This window comes from Mobilitalea sibirica, assembly GCF_015999265.1.
GTDB lineage: Bacteria > Bacillota > Clostridia > Lachnospirales > Lachnospiraceae > Mobilitalea > Mobilitalea sibirica.
The window spans coordinates 1-16404 of the sequence record NZ_JAEAGR010000016.1; the positions used below are offsets into that span (position 1 = coordinate 1).

At 36.8% G+C, this 16404-nt stretch carries 12 protein-coding genes; 10 read left to right on the forward strand and 2 right to left on the reverse strand.

Translation table 11 applies throughout. The features are described from left to right. Positions 1-460 precede the first annotated feature (460 nt). The 10 genes from I5677_RS13740 (at position 461) to I5677_RS13785 (ending at position 15340) form a co-directional block, all read left to right on the forward strand. Positions 461-2065 (forward strand): S41 family peptidase, encoded by a 1605-nt coding sequence (locus tag I5677_RS13740; protein ID WP_197662211.1) that lies wholly within the window; start codon positions 461-463, stop codon positions 2063-2065. A gap of 224 nt (positions 2066-2289) precedes the next feature. Further along, complete coding sequence (locus tag I5677_RS13745; protein WP_197662212.1) at positions 2290-2925, forward strand: TrkA C-terminal domain-containing protein; 636 nt, start codon at positions 2290-2292, stop codon at positions 2923-2925. A gap of 439 nt (positions 2926-3364) precedes the next feature. After that, the gene (locus I5677_RS13750; RefSeq protein ID WP_197662213.1) at positions 3365-4495 is read left to right on the forward strand and encodes an ABC transporter ATP-binding protein; all 1131 of its coding nucleotides are present in this window, start codon (positions 3365-3367) and stop codon (positions 4493-4495) included. Position 4496: 1 nt separating this feature from the next. Further along, complete coding sequence (locus I5677_RS13755; RefSeq protein ID WP_197662214.1) at positions 4497-6083, forward strand: ABC transporter permease/substrate-binding protein; 1587 nt, start codon at positions 4497-4499, stop codon at positions 6081-6083. Positions 6084-6396: 313 nt separating this feature from the next. Next, the gene (locus tag I5677_RS13760; protein ID WP_197662215.1) at positions 6397-6705 is read left to right on the forward strand and encodes a hypothetical protein; all 309 of its coding nucleotides are present in this window, start codon (positions 6397-6399) and stop codon (positions 6703-6705) included. 16 nt (positions 6706-6721) lie between these two features. Then, the gene (locus I5677_RS13765) at positions 6722-7105 is read left to right on the forward strand and encodes a zinc ribbon domain-containing protein (protein ID WP_197662216.1); all 384 of its coding nucleotides are present in this window, start codon (positions 6722-6724) and stop codon (positions 7103-7105) included. Between the two features lie 243 nt (positions 7106-7348). Next, entirely contained in the window at positions 7349-8830 is a 1482-nt protein-coding gene (locus I5677_RS13770; protein WP_330617931.1) for a glycosyl hydrolase family 8, read from the forward strand. 28 nt (positions 8831-8858) lie between these two features. Beyond that, the gene (locus I5677_RS13775; protein WP_197662217.1) at positions 8859-11927 is read left to right on the forward strand and encodes a glycosyl hydrolase 115 family protein; all 3069 of its coding nucleotides are present in this window, start codon (positions 8859-8861) and stop codon (positions 11925-11927) included. 272 nt (positions 11928-12199) lie between these two features. Next, a complete protein-coding gene (locus tag I5677_RS13780; protein ID WP_197662218.1) occupies positions 12200-13120 on the forward strand; it encodes an AraC family transcriptional regulator in 921 nt (306 codons plus the stop codon). 153 nt (positions 13121-13273) lie between these two features. Further along, complete coding sequence (locus I5677_RS13785) at positions 13274-15340, forward strand: beta-glucosidase (protein ID WP_197662219.1); 2067 nt, start codon at positions 13274-13276, stop codon at positions 15338-15340. A gap of 167 nt (positions 15341-15507) precedes the next feature. Here I5677_RS13785 and nrdR read toward each other — a convergent pair whose 3' ends face one another. Next, positions 15508-15963 carry a transcriptional regulator NrdR gene (nrdR, locus tag I5677_RS13790; protein WP_197662220.1) on the reverse strand — a complete coding sequence of 152 codons (456 nt, stop codon included), beginning with the start codon at positions 15961-15963 and terminating at the stop codon, positions 15508-15510. 175 nt (positions 15964-16138) lie between these two features. Beyond that, on the reverse strand, positions 16139-16393 hold the full coding sequence (locus I5677_RS13795; protein ID WP_197662221.1) for a YlmC/YmxH family sporulation protein: 255 nt from the start codon (positions 16391-16393) through the stop codon (positions 16139-16141). Between the last annotated feature and the right edge of the window lie 11 nt (positions 16394-16404).

Consider the following 16404-nt stretch of genomic DNA (forward strand, 5'->3'; position numbering starts at 1 on the left):
TTATAAATCACCTTCTTTCATAGTGTTAGCGAGGCAGTACGAAAGTAGTGGTAGGCGATTTATAAGTGTATTTTATTACAAATAAATATCGGGGTGAAGTACCACCCCAATATTTATTATAGAACCATAAAATCATTAGAATAATTTTAAATGATTTTTCGTAAAAAATACAGTGTTATTTATTCACTGAAATATAGGATATGATTTTAATTATTGGATTGGTTTATAGAATATATAGCTTGATAGCTTTTTTTACCTGTAAGTACCATAAATCTTATCTTGTATGGATAAGGTCAAAGATGAGATTTAATCATTGAATATGAATTAAGCTTTTAATCATATAAAGATGATATCAGATTCTTGATCATAATAGTCAGGATTTAATAGGCTGGATATGGTTAAAAAGAATGGACGAACGGGTTACTTTGGGATATAATATGCAATCAGAAGGGGGGATTCTATGAGAAAGGTATGTAAAATCAGTGTCATAAGTATTTTAGCCGTTTTATTTCTAATTATGTGTTATATAGGTTATGAGATAGTACATCTGAAAATATTCGCATCGGAGTTTACCGTAACCGAACTTAATAAAAAGCAAAAGGAAGAAGATTTTAAATACTTGACGGATATCGTTCAAAAGATCTATCCATTTGACGCGGGAGTCAGTAAAGTTAAGGGATTAGATAATATAAATGACCTTAGAAATTCTTATATAGAAAGGGCGAAGGAGACCAAAGATAATCTGGAGTTTATAAAGCTCTTTATCGAATATACAGACCGGCTAAGGCAGGCAGGTCATGGTGGTATCATGTTTTTTGATAACTTTGATTTGTACCAAAGCTATACTATGGATATCTCAAAGGATAATTACTATAAAAGTCAGTATTGGAGGGAGTTGTTCTCTAAACTTAATCTGTATGTGCATGGTGATATAAAAATTAGCTATTTTGATGGAGAATATATAATCGCAGAAGATTGTTACCTATCAGAGAAACCGGAGGTTTTACAAAATCAAGTATTCGTACCGAAAGACTCCAAGTTGCTTATGGTCAATGATGTGTCGGTAGATCAGTTTGTGAAAACCCTTCAGGATATAACACCCTTAAGATATGATGAAGTACATAAAAAGGTTTTTACCACTGGCTTGTTTATGAAAGATCCGGGTGAGGATAAAAAAGGATGGAAATTAGAATATCAGCTTCCGGATGGTAATATAGCTTTAGGGTATCTCAAAAAAGAGCTTGGATTTATAGAACAAGATCCATCAAAATTATATCCATATAGCAACATTTACTGTTCCAAGCTGTCAGAAAGCACAGCATATATGAAGATCAATTCCTTTGAGGGGCAATATAAAAAGAACGATAAGGAAGTGATAGATACCTTTATGAAATCCTCTAAGGGAGAACTTAAAAAATTGATCATTGATCTTAGAGGTAATCAGGGAGGAGAACCTACTTATTGGATGGATTTATTAGTTCGCCCCTTGTTAAAGGATACAATGGTATATAAGCAAAAAACTGCGGTTAAGAAGGGCTTTTTTGATAAGATGGGTTATCGTTATAAGGCATACCGATTTATCTATTCCAACGATTTGTTAGACAAAAACGTTAATCATATTACTGAGATCAAAAAGATTAAGGATGATCATCTCGATGCTCAGGTTTGGGAGGTTTATGAAATAACGAGAAGTTTTACACCCAAGGATCGTTTTGATTTCGAAGGACAGGTTTATGTATTGGTGGATAATGACTCGATTTCGGCAGCAGATTCATTCGTAACGGCTGTAAGAGAGTTAAAGATTGCAAAGGTCGTTGGTGCGAATACCTATGGATGGGGAAATATCTTTATCGCACCTATGGTATACGTATTACCAAACAGTGGCCTTATGTTTCGTATGGATGTAGAACTGGCTTATAACGTGGACGATAAGGAAACCTCAATCTATGGTACGGCTCCGGATATCAATTTGGCTCCGTCCATGTATCCTACCTCATATCCGATTAGTTATCAGAGGGAAGAGCTTTTACAGGAGGAATGGATACAGTGGTGTATTCAGAATTAAAGAAAAAACAAGTTGTTTTGTAATATGTAAGTGTAAGAAGCTGATTTTTTAAAGATAGAACAGAAACAATATCTCTGAAACCAATCTTTCTATGTAATTACAAAATAAATAACAAGTAATCTAACAAATAATAAAACAAAGCAATTAATAACTAACAACAAAACAAACAATATAACAAATGATTCAATGATATTGACCTATAGATAGAATAGGAGGAAACGAAGTTGGAAAAAAATCCAAAGATCGCAAGTCCCAGATATCAGCAGATTGCAGCAGATATCGCTTCAAAAATAGTTGATAGAAATTATAAAGTTGGTGATAAAATTTATGCCAGATCCTCCATTGCCAGCCAATATGGGGTTTCCTCCGAAACAGCCAGGAGGGCTATCTTGGTTTTGTCTGATTTAGAGATTGTTGAAGCCACCAAAGGAAGCGGAGTAATTATAAAATCCTATGACAATGCCTTGGGTTTTGTTCGTCAATATAATGATATACAAACGGTGAACCACCTAAAGCGTGATATGTTGGAGAGTGTGGAAAGACAGGCTAGGGAATTGGAGTATTTTAATGAATGCTTAACAAAATTAATCAAAAAGACAGATCGTTTTCGTTCCCTTAATCCATTTGTTCCATATGATATTAAAATTACTGAGGAAACTCCTTATCTTAATCTGTCTGTATCAGAGGTTAACTTCTGGCATAACACCTCAGCCACAATTATTGCGATCAAAAGAAACGATACCGTGCTTTTATCGCCGGGACCTTATGCTAAGATTTTGCCGGATGACATCGTATACTTTATAGGTGATGAGAACTGTTTTGAACGGGTACAAAAGTTCTTATATCCAAATCACCAATAAAAATCCTATGTTACTTACATTAATAACAGAAAATAGATTGTTAATTCTGTGATGGCTTATAAAAAGCCTCTTAATGAAGATTGATAAGCTGAGAGAAAATGTATCATCGCCCTAAGCAAAAAATCACCCTGGTATTAAGGACTTATAGGAAATTTGATATAGGAAGGGTAACTTGAATTAGGATATTACTGGAAATAATGTAACAAACGATTTAAATTGAATTTTATGATAGATAGACCCTCAAATATAACCTTGGGAAAGGCTTTCAAGCTTTTTTTAAGGTTTTTTTGTACCTATTTATACTAAGATTTCATTAATATGAAACATTTATATCAAATTTGCAATTTGACAAAGTAACAACACATGTGTATAATAAAGTTGTTGCATTTCGCGAAAAATGTCAGTATATGTAATACAGCATGATAGGGAGGTTTTAAATTTGATTAGATTTGAAAATGTTACAAAGAAATTTAAGGATCAGAAAGTTCTAAAAAAAGTATCTTTTGAAATAGAGAAAGGTCATCTGGTAGTATTCATTGGTGAAAGTGGTTGCGGTAAAACAACTACACTAAAGATGATTAACAGATTAATTAAACCCTCCTCCGGTAAGATTTATATTAACGGAGAGGACATAGAAAAAAAAGATGTGATTGAACTTCGTAGAAAAATGGGATATGTCATTCAGCAGACAGGTTTGTTTCCTCATATGACTGTTAAGGAAAATATTGAAATCATACCTAAGGTTGAAAAGAGAGATCCGAATGAGACAGAAAAAAGAACCTATGAATTAATGGAGATGGTTGGGCTTGGTACGGAGGAGTTCATTCACAGATATCCTACTGAACTAAGTGGTGGTCAGCAGCAAAGAGTCGGAGTTGCCAGAGCATTTGCTACAGACCCTGAAATCATCTTAATGGATGAGCCTTTTTCTGCCTTGGATCCAATTACAAGAGTTGGGTTACAGGAGGAGCTGATTAATCTTCAATCTCAGTTTAAGAAGACAATTGTATTCGTTACCCATGATATGGACGAAGCAATTAAGATTGCTGATGAGATATGTATTATGAAGGATGGTGAAATCCTACAATACGATACACCGGAAAATATTCTGAAAAATCCAAACAGTGAATTTGTCTCAGAATTTGTTGGTAAGAACCGCATCTGGGCTTCACCGGAGTATATCAAAGCAAAGGACATTATGATTGAGACACCGGTAACCTGTCGCAAAAGTGACACTTTACTGCGTTGTATGGAGAAGATGCGTAGTGCGAAGGTTGACAGCCTAATGGTAGTTGAGGGTAAAACCAATAAGCTATTGGGTATTGTTAGAGCAAAGCAGATTCAATCGAAGAAAAACCGAACACAGGAAGTACAAAATATTATGAACACAGATATGTTAAGTGTTAGTCCTGAGGATTCCATTGTGGACATTCTAAAAGTTGTGGAAGAACATAATGCATCTAATGTTCCGGTTATCGATGGAGATGGAATTTTGAAAGGTTTGATTACAAAGAGCAGCTTAGTGACTACCTTAAGCCAACAGTTTATAGATGCAGAGGAGGCGATATAAGATGAAGCAGTTATTTGCGTTTTTTGATTATTTAGTACAAAGTAGGAATCAGATATTTTCTTTGACCATAGAGCATATTAAACTCACGGTAATCTCTGTTGGGTTTGCGATATTAATTGGTGTTCCATTGGGAATATTGATCAGTTATGTAAAGAAATTAAATAAACCGGTGTTAGGAACAGCGAATGTAATTCAGGCAATTCCCAGTATGGCACTTTTAGGTTTTGCCATACCGTTTTTAGGTATCGGTACAGTGCCGGCGGTAGTTATGGTAATTCTTTATTCCTTACTTCCTATTATAAAGAATACTTTTACAGGAATTCAAAATATTAATCCTCCGACTTTAGAGGCCGCAAAGGGGATTGGTTTAACAAAATTACAGATCCTTAGAAAGGTACAGATACCGCTGGCATTACCGGTAATTATGGCCGGTGTAAGAATTTCAGCCGTTACTGCTGTTGGGCTTATGACAATGGCAGCTTTTATCGGAGCCGGTGGATTAGGATTTTTGGTTTTCTCTGGGATAAGAACAGTGAATAATAATCAGATACTGGCCGGTGCAATTCCAGCCTGTATCTTAGCCTTACTTGTGGATTATCTGGTAGGACTAATTGAAAAACTGGTAACTCCGATTAGTCTGCAAAAATATCAAGGACCAAAAGAGATGCAATTAAAAGCCAGAAAGCGTCGTAAATTGATCCTTTCATTTACAGCCGCTGTGCTCGTAGTAATTTTATCATTTTCAGCACTTTCCGGTATCAATAGAAATGAAAAGATATTAAGATTTTCTAGTAAGGATTTTACCGAACAGCATATATTACTTCACATGTTTTCCGATTTAATTGAGGACAGAACAGATATCAGCGTGGAACGGAAAGCAAACCTTGGGGGTACTCAGGTTAATTTCTCCGCACTAAAGTCCGGTGATGTTGATATCTATATCGATTACAGTGGTACAGCTTATGGCGATACACTAAATTATCCTCCGATTTCTGATATGGAGGAGGTTTATAACACGGTAAAAGCTGATTTTAAAGAAAAGTTTGATATTGAAGTATTAAAGCAAATCGGATTTAATAATACCTATGTTTTAGCTGTAACAAAGGAAACAGCGGATCAATATAATCTCAAGACAATCAGTGATTTAGCAAAAGTGGCATCAAATCTGAAGGCAGGAACAACCCTAGAGTTTTTAAACCGAGAAGACGGATTACTCGGGATTACAAGACATTATAATTTTGAGTTTAAGGACAAGATCGGTCTGGACAGCTCACCCAGATACGTAGCCTTAATGAATAAGGAGACGGATGTTGTGGATGCCTTCTCAACAGATGGACTCTTAAAGAAGTTTGAATTAGTTTCTCTTGAAGATGATAAGAACTTCTTCCCTCCGTATTATGCGATACCATTAGTTCGTGGGGAAGCTCTTAAGAAGTTCCCAGAGATTGTTCCGGTGATAGAAGAGCTGGGTGATATGCTCTCTGATGAAATTATGATAGAGTTAAACTATAAAGTTGATGAGCTTCAGATGGAGCCGGAAAACGTAGCAAGAGAATTCTTGATAGAAAACGGATTAATTACTGAATAAAGTATGAATCGGATATAACCATTAAAATCAAAGAAGGGGCAGTAGTAAAATGAATGATCTTCATTTTACTACTGCCCCTTAGTATTACATAAAAGCACAATGTCTATATAATTGGAATTACCTTGCAACATAATAATATAGAAATACTATGTAAAAGAATATAAGTTATACTACATAGATTAGAGCATCTGGACAATTTCGAATATAGAAAATATAATTAGAGTAGGCCAAAGGATAAATGATATATACTTTATCTTACCAGAGCCTACCATTAATAAATTCAATAAATAATATATCATGTAGGGAGAATTTTATGAAGGATAAAGTAATTCGAAATGTTTCATTTTTATGTGGTATTATGATATATTCTTTGATACACTGGACCTTTCCGCTGATTTTCGGAGAAACACCCGTGAATATATTAAGGTTTGATTCACCGGTAGGCCTAAGAAATTATACCATTAATGTATTCAGTTATTTTATTCTTACGCTTTTAGTCATAATAATATTAATTGTGCTACAGCATAAAAAGATGAGGAGCTTCTTAGAAAGCTTACTCGGTATTGTTGTTTCAATAATTATGAATGCACTCTTTATTAGCTTTATGTTAAGAGGGTTTTAGAAAGAGAGGAGAGATTATGTTCTTTATTTTTGGAATTTCAAACGGAGAGAAGAAGCTGGAATTTGTTCAGGCCGGAATGTGTCCTGGTTGTGGACAGTTTGGCAGATTGGAATTATATATTACCTATATGTATTTCAGTCTTTTTTTTATTCCAATATTTCGCTGGAATAAAAAATTTTACGTAAAAAGCTCCTGTTGTAGATCCGTATATGGTATTGATAAGGAACTGGGAAGCCGAATAGAAAAAGGAGAGCAGATAACACTTAGAGAACAGGATCTTCAGATATTTCAAGAAAGCTCTTATCATTATAACATAAAACAGAAAAAATGTTTTAACTGCGGTTATATGGCAGAAGCTGATTTTGATTTCTGTCCGAAGTGTGGTAACCGTATGTATTAGAAGTGAATGACAAGAAATAGAACCTAACTTTATCCAAAATGACAACTTAAGTCAACTAGATCAAAGTATAATAAATGTAATGATTTATTCCTTTTCAATACTTAATTACGACTGACAAGATACTTATCTTTACCTAAAAAATCTTATAGAAATACTATCGACGCAATAGTTTGTTTGAATAAAGTATTAGAATTCTAAGTATTTAACAAGGTTGATTTAAGAAGGATATTGGAGGTTGATTAGTTGAAAAGAGGATTATCAAAATTAATTATGGTGATACTCATCATTAGTTCTGTTTTGTTATCAATATGTATAGCAAAAACAGCACAAAAGAATGAAGACGGGGGAAAGACAGATGAAACATATACTACAGCTACAACTGAGGAGAATTCAGATGTAACAGATGCTACAACTGAGGTGAATCCAGATGTGACAAATGGTGTTACTGAGGAGAATTCAGAGGTAACAGATGCTACAACTGAGGAGGTGCAAGAGGATTTGGTAACAAACAAAGAAACCATGGTTGGACCGGAAGAAGTTAAGCAAGTAAAAGAGGAAGCAACAGAAGTTTCCTATATTGATTCCTTGGAAGGCTATAAAGGAGCCTATGAAACAAAAGAATACCGTAATGTATTCTTAGAATGTGGATATAGTGAGGAGCAAATCAATACTAAGTTAAATAACGCTTGGGATTCGATTTTTTACGGTGGTGAAAGTACCAGAATATATTATGAGGTTGGTGAAAATGAAGCTTATATTCTGGATACCGGTAATCTAGATGTCAGAAGTGAAGGTATGTCCTATGGTATGATGATTTGTGTGCAAATGAATAAGAAGGAAGAGTTTGATCGCCTATGGAGATGGGCAAAAACCCATATGCAGATTGAGAGCGGAGCGAACGAAGGTTATTTTCGTTGGTCCATGGATCCGGATGGTACGCCTAAGTCCCATGGGCCGGCACCGGACGGAGAAGAATATTTTGCGCTATCCTTATTCTTTGCATCCAACCGTTGGGGGGATGGAGAAGCACCCTATGATTACAGTGAACAGGCCAGGTACATACTCCGTCAAGCCATCCATCAGGAGGATGATGGGATGGGAAGAAATATGTGGGAAGTAGAGAAGAAATTAATCAAGTTCGTTCCTGATTCTCTATTTACAGATCCGTCATACCATCTACCACATTTTTATGAATTGTTTGCACTTTGGGCAGATGAAGAAGATAGACAGTTTTGGAAAGAAGCAGCGACAGCCAGCCGAGAATATCTTAAACTGGCTTGCCATCCTAAGACGGGTCTTGCGCCGGACTATGCTACTTATGAAGGAGAACCGGTTGAATATAACGGTCCTCATAATTTGTTCATGTCGGATGCTTACCGGGTAGCCGGAAACATTGGTCTTGATTATATGTGGTTTGCAGCGGATCCCTGGCAGATAGAACAGTCCAATAGAATACAAGCCTTCTTCATCGTTCAAGGAATTGGAAGGCATTATAGTAATTATAGCATAGATGGAGAACCCCAGCCGGGATCGGATTATCAGTCAACCGGATTGGTGGCTATGAATGCAATGGCATCCTTAGCAGCCTATGGTCCTAATGTGAAACCTATGGTGGATGATTTATGGAGAAAGGCACCTGCCGTTGGAAAATGGAGATATTATGACGACTGTCTCTACTTTTTTAGTCTGCTTGCTTTAAGCGGAAATTATAGAATCTGGGAATGATAGGACACGACACAATAAGGAGAATGACATGAAAATAAAAAGAGTGATATCTTTTATATTGGTTATATCGATACTAATTACCATAACAGGCTGTAAAAAGTCGGAACTTGAGCCAAAGGAAATATCCTCTGAACAGACGATAAACCAACCTAATGAGCAGCCTACAAAGGTAACTTCAGAATCTGATTTGAACGAAAATGAACAAAAGGTTGAGGAGGATAACCAAGAATTAAAAGTAATTCCGATCTCCCATAACATGAAGGCAACAAAAAGTCCTATTATCTTAGGTACGGAGGGCTTCCCGCTGGTAAAGGATAAAATTGCAGCCGGTATTTATGTGGATGAGCAGGATTTAAAAGGGGTACATATAGCAGTGGAATCTTTGGGAGAAGATATTACCCTAGTATCGGATGTTTCACCGGTTATTGGCAATACCATAAGCGAATTAGGTGCCAATATAGTAATTGCGGGTACGATTGATAACAATCAAATGATTCGAAACTTAATTAATGAAGGAAAGCTTGATGTTTCTGAAGTGGAAGGCAAGTGGGAATCCTATGTGATAGAAATTGTTGATCATCCGCTTAATGGAATTGATAAAGCACTGGTCATAGCCGGAAGCGATAAACGGGGTACCATTTATGGTATTTATAGAATATCAGAAGCAATAGGAGTATCCCCCTGGGTTTGGTGGGCTGACAGTGTTCCTTTTCAACAAGAGCAACTGATTTTATCCATGAAGGATAACCGGTTTGTGCAGGGAGAACCCTCTGTGATGTACCGGGGAATATTTTTAAATGATGAAAATCCCTCTTTATATAACTGGGTTAATAAAACCTACGGAGGTTTTAACTCAGAGTTTTACGGTGAAGTGTTCGAATTGATTCTACGCCTGAAAGGTAATTATCTATGGCCTGCGATGTGGGGTAAAGCCTTCAATGAGGATGATCCTAAGAGTCCCAAGCTGGCGGATGATTATGGTATCGTTATGGGAACATCTCATCATGAACCGATGATGAGAGCCCAGAAGGAATGGAGTGTTCACGGACCTGAATACGGGGATGAATGGAATTATTATACTAATGCAGAAGGTCTTTACCGTTTTTGGGAGGACCGCATAATTCAGAATGCACCTTATGAAAAGCTGATTACGATTGGAATGCGTGGTGATGGCGATATGCCTATGATTGCCGGTGGATCGGTAGAGCAACACATTGATCTACTCACGCAGATTGTAACGGACCAGAGAGAAATTATTGAGAAACATATCAATGAAGACGTGACTAAGGTTCCTCAGGTATGGACCTTATATAAAGAAGTGGAAGATTATTATAAAGCAGGTATGAAAGTGCCAGAGGATGTTATCTTGATGCTGGCGGAAGATAATTTCGGTAATGTAAGAACCCTCCCTACAGATAAGGATAGAGACCGGGCCGGAGGATTTGGTATGTACTATCATTTTGATTTTGTGGGTGCTCCCAGATCTTACAAATGGATCAATACAGTTCCCTTAACAAAAATCTGGGAGCAGATGACCATGGCCTATGATTATGGCGTTAATAAAATATGGATAGTAAATGTTGGTGATTTAAAGCCAATGGAGCTTCCCATCGATTATTTTCTTGATTTGGCGTATGACTATGAAACCTGGAGCAAAGTGAATCAAGTGGAACAATTCACCTATGACTGGTCTGTTCAGCAATTCGGGGAAATATATGCCTACGATATAGTTCAGATTTTAGACGGTTATACGAAAATGAACGGAAGAAGAAAACCGGAGATTATCACACCGGATACCTATAGTGTTACCAATTATAACGAGGCGCAGAGAATTTTGGCAGAATTTGAAGCCTATGTGGCCCGAGCCGAAGAAATCTATGAGGTAATACCGGATGAGAAGAAGGATGCTTATTATCAGTTGGTTCTTTATCCTACGAAGGCTTCCATGCTGGTACTCAGGATGAATGTCTATGCCGGACTTAATAAGCTTTATGCTAAGCAGGGAAGAGTCATAGCCAATGAGTATACAGATATTGTGGATAAGCATGTTTATATGGATATGACAGAGACCAGGAATTATCATAAGAATATAGCCGGAGGAAAATGGGATGGCATGATGAGCCAAGCCCATATGGGTCAGACCTCCTGGGAGGCCCCGGAGAAGAATGTAGCCCCAAAGACGAAGAAGGTAAAAGCAAAAAGTGGGTCCGAAATGATTATCGGAGTACCCAATACCGAGGAGGCTTATCGTAGTGGAGAAGTATACTTGGCTGACTTTACAGACATTAACCGGGAAACAGTTTCAATAGATATCGCCAACGGAGGAGATAAAAAATTCGATTATAGCATAACTCCTAGTCACGATTTTATTATAGTGAGTGAACAGTCAGGCACTGTTGAATTACAGAATACCTTTACTGTAACCGTGGATTTTAATAAACTTGCAGATGACGTAACCCAAGCCAACGGAACTGTATCGGTAAAAGGTGCGGGAAGCGAAGTGATACTTAAGGTAAATGCAAGACGTATCGATGTAAGTAATCTTCCTAAGATGACCTTTGTTGAGACCCATGGCTATCTATCCATCGAAGCAGAACATTATTCAAAAAATGTAGAGATGGATGGTGGTAAATGGACCGTAATTGATGAGTATGGCCGTACGCTATCTTCCGTAAAGGTGTTGCCAAACCGTCTATCTTCCCGTACACCGAAGGTGGATGCACCGTATCTGGAATACTCCATCTATACTCAGCAACCGGGTACCTATGAAATTACCACCTATGCTGCGCCAACCAATAATTTATCTGCAGATACCGGTATGAAGTATGCGATTAGCATGGATGACAATGAGCCACAGATTGTGGACTCCTTCCCGAATACCTGGTATGTAGGAGACAGAGGGCACCAGTGGGGTAAAGGAGTTATGGATAATGTACATATCAATAAAACAACACATAAAGTATCAGAACCGGGTCTTCATACCATACGCATTTATATGGTAGATGCAGGCTTTACCTTACAAAAGCTTGTTATTGATACAAACGGAAGTGTTCTTTCTTCCTATCTGGGACCGGAAGAAACTTATTATGTAAAATAATTGTTTAAATACACTGAGCCGTAACATAAATTGTGATGGGTTTGCTTATCATCAAATAAATTGATTTTCATAGGGCTTCAGCACTTATTTTATTATATTTTCAAATTATCAGATTAATGTTATAATAAAACATGTAATAATTATGGAATTTTTATGTTTTTTATAGATTTGTATTATATTATTATAATAAGACAATCTTGATTATAATTTGAAATATATACAATATGCATAAAAAGTGCGAGTATCCTATGGTTTGATGAATGGAGGGTAAGATGAACTCATACATTTTTGAAACAATCGATCATGGTATTAAATTTCCTGCAAAAATATTTGTTACATCGATCGAACAATCCAGCTATCATTGGCATTATGACTATGAATTGATTTTGGTACTAAAAGGTTCGCTATCTCTGAAGCTATGGCCTGATTCCTGTGTCATGAAGGAAGGAGATATCGTACTGGTCAACAGTAAGGTGGTTCATGGTTTAAGTGAAACCAATGAAAATAATATCTGTCTAATCATGCAATTAAAACAGGAATTATTCGAAGACAGGAAGGATAAAAACCAGAATTATCAGTTTTATTTGAACAGTGTTACAGATATCGTGAAACCTATGGTGCCCTATGAAACCTTCACAAGAACAGCAGCAGAGATTGGACTGCAATATTACGAAAATTCTCTTACAAATTATTTTCGTATTCAGGCCTTATTATATACTCTGGTGGCTGATATATTTCAGTATACGCAGTATGATATAAGACAGTATGCTGATAAGAATACAACCGTTGAAGAGGCAGACACTTTGCTTCGGATTATTGAATATGTAGAGCAGAATTATTATGAGGATAGTATAACAGATTCACTTTGCCGTTATATCGGAATGAGTGAAAAGACGTTATACCGGTTTTTAAAATCCCATACTAATCTAACCTTAAAGGAATTGGTGATTTCGATAAAACTGGAAAAGACCTTACATATGTTATCGAAAACAGATAAGCCAATTTCCGTTATCGCACAGGAATGCGGGTTTGGAACGGATAAGACCTTTTATCGTATATTTAAAAATGCGTTTGGTATGACCCCAACAGAGTACCGTATCAGCGGAACCATTGTTGAAGAAAACAAGCAGGTACAAGGCTATATTGATTATAGCAAGCGGGACGCGATCCGTTTATTAAAGAAATATATATAAGGGATTCTATAAGTAAACTTATAGTATTGATGAATAATCAAACTAACATAAAAAAGGGGTTGTTGCAAAATGATAATACTTATTCCCATAAGCTTCATTTTGTAACAGCCCCTTAACTGTTATGGGCAGGCTTAAAGCAGCATGGAGGTTCGTATGAAATGTGATAAAGCATATCGAATTAGTTATACAGAGAAAGCGAAGAAGCTTTTGGCGGATTTGAATCTAGAAGAAAAAGTGAACTTAATGAGCGGTATCGGTTATTATTTTGGTAATGCGGAGCTTTATCAAAATGAGACCAATAAGCATTATAACTATATTCCATTCTATTGCGGTAGAATGGTTCATAAAGGGATACCCCGTATGATATTTACCGATGGCACCAGAGGGGTTGTAATCGGAACCGGTAAAAATACCTGTTTTCCGGTAACCATGTTGAGAGGAGCCTCCTTTGATACCAAGTTAGAAGAGAAGATAGGACGGGCAATAGCGAAAGAAGCCAGAGCCTGTAGCTGTAATCTCTTTGCCGGCATATGTATTAATCTGCCTTATCATCCGGGCTGGGGTAGAAGTCAGGAGACTTATGGAGAAGATTCCTACCATATTGGGCAGATGGGGTCAGCATTGGTTAGAGGAGTTCAAGGTGAGAACGTCATGGCCTGTGTAAAGCATTATGCTTTTAACTCCATGGAAATATCCAGATATAAGGTAAACATTGAATGTGATAAAAGAACAGAAAGGGAAGTATATCTTTCCCATTTTAAAGACTGTATTGATGCCGGAGCGGCGGTTGTTATGAGTTCCTATAATCTTTATCAGGGGGCATATTGTGGTCAAAGTGAATATCTGTTAAATCAAGTATTAAAGAAAGAGTGGGATTTTGACGGCTTTGTGATGAGTGATTTTAATCTAGGTATCAGGGATACTATAGAAGCAGCTAACAACGGTCAGGATATGGAGATGTGTAATACCAATTATTATGGCGATAAATTAGTTCAGGCAGTCAGGGACGGTTTTGTGCCTATGGAGAAAATAGACGAAGCCTGCTTAAGAATTGTCCGCACGATAATTGCTTTTCATGAAGCGGATGATAAAGAATATGATAAAACAATCCGTGGTTGCAAGCAGCATATCCGGTTAGCTCTTACATCTGCCAGAAAGGGTATCACCCTAATAAAAAATGATAAGAACGTACTTCCTTTCAAAAAGGAAAAGAGGGCCAGAATCGCTGTATTTGGAAAGCTGGCTAACCAAGATAACGTAGGAGATCATGGGTCTAGTTTTGTATATCCTCCCTATGTGGTTACACCTCTGCAAGGGATTGCAAGAGTTTGTAAGGATGCAGAGGTGATTTATTATCCAGGAACGGATTTTGGTCATGCCAGAAATCTAGCAAAAAATGCTGACTATACTTTATTTTTCGTAGGCTATGATTATGATGATGAGGGAGAACATGTGGAGGGAGAAGAGTTTAGTGAATTTGCCACAACGAAAGGTGGAGATCGGATTAACTTAATGGGCTTATATCCGGAGGACGTCAATCTAATCAGGGAAGTTGCTCCTGTGAATAAAAACTCCTGTGTTGTGTTGATTGGTGGTAATATGATTCTAATTGATGAATGGAAGGACTATGTGAACTCTATCCTTATGGCATACTACCCCGGTATGGAAGGCGGTACCGCCATCGCGGAAATACTATTCGGAGATGTGAATCCCAGCGGGAAATTACCCTTTGTCATTACGAAATCTGAGGAGGATCTGCCGGAGATAAATTGGCAAACAACCTATCAGTATTATGAATACTACCATGGTTACACAAAACTCGAGAAGGAAGAAAAAAAACCATCCGTACCCTTTGGATACGGTCTGTCTTATACAACATTTACTGTAACAGAACCGAAGTTTACTATAAAAAAGAAATATCTGATTAGTTCCTGTTTGATAGAAAACACCGGTAGAAGATATGGCGAAGAGGTGATACAGGTTTATGTAGGATATAAAAATTCATCCATTGACAGGCCGAGAAAGGAATTGAAGGGCTTTCAAAAAGTGGGATTAAAACCAGGCGAAAAGAAGAGGATAGAAATAAAAACACCGATTGATAAGCTACGCTGGTATAATGAAATGAACGGTCAATGGGAATTAGAGCACATGGAATATGAAGTGTATATCGGAACCAGCAGTGCGAATGAGGACCTATGGGAGGACAAAATTGTCTTATAACGAAACCTTATAGTATAAAATCTAATAGGTTATCTAAGATATGTTTCATGAATAATCCGGGATAAAGGAAAGTTTAGTTTCATATTATAATATAGGGCTGAAGCAAAATTGAAAGTTCATTTTGTTTCAGCCCTATATTATATGTAATATTTTTTGTTTAGAATCTATTATTCTTTATCCAGTATCTTCTTAAGCTCATCCATAAAGGTATTCACATCTTTGAATTCACGATAAACCGATGCAAATCTTACATAAGCTACCGGATCTAGGTCCTTTAATTTATCCATAAGGATTTCACCTATAATATGGCTTGGAATTTCTTTATCTTCCCGGTTGAAGATTGTGTTCTCCACTTCATCCACCAATGCAGTAATCTGATCCACGGATATCGGCCTTTTATGACAGGAACGAAATACACCTGCCTCGATCTTAGAACGTTCATAGGGCTCTCGGTTATTATCTTTCTTAATAACGACAAGCGGTATCGTCTCTACTTTCTCGTATGTAGTAAATCTTCTTTGACATTCATCGCATTGACGTCTTCTTCGAATGGAATTATTATCATCAGCCGGTCTGGAATCAATAACTCTGGTATTATCCTTACTACAAAATGGGCACTTCATAGTAAAATCCTCCTTGTTTTGTTCGATCTTAAGTTTTTCTCAAAATGTAAGTATTTAGATATACCTTGATTATATTGAAGATTGTTCTAACGGTCAAGAAAATAATTACAAATAAACAGAAATGTAACAAAATAACGGGGTAATCGACTGATTTTTATATAAAATTGCATCAACATTAGAATTTAACAAGACATTTTTCAATATCCACATCGACTAAAATTACATCAATTCCGATTTGCTTAATACATTCACAGCATATGACATATTCGTTTTCACGACCAAACATACCCCATAATTTACAGGGACCGGGTACAATGATATGTGTCATACATCCAGTACAGATATCAAATTCTATATCACATACATATCCTAGACGTAAACCATCTCTACAATTAATGACTTCTTTTTCCCGAAGGTCACAAATGCGCATATAATCACCTT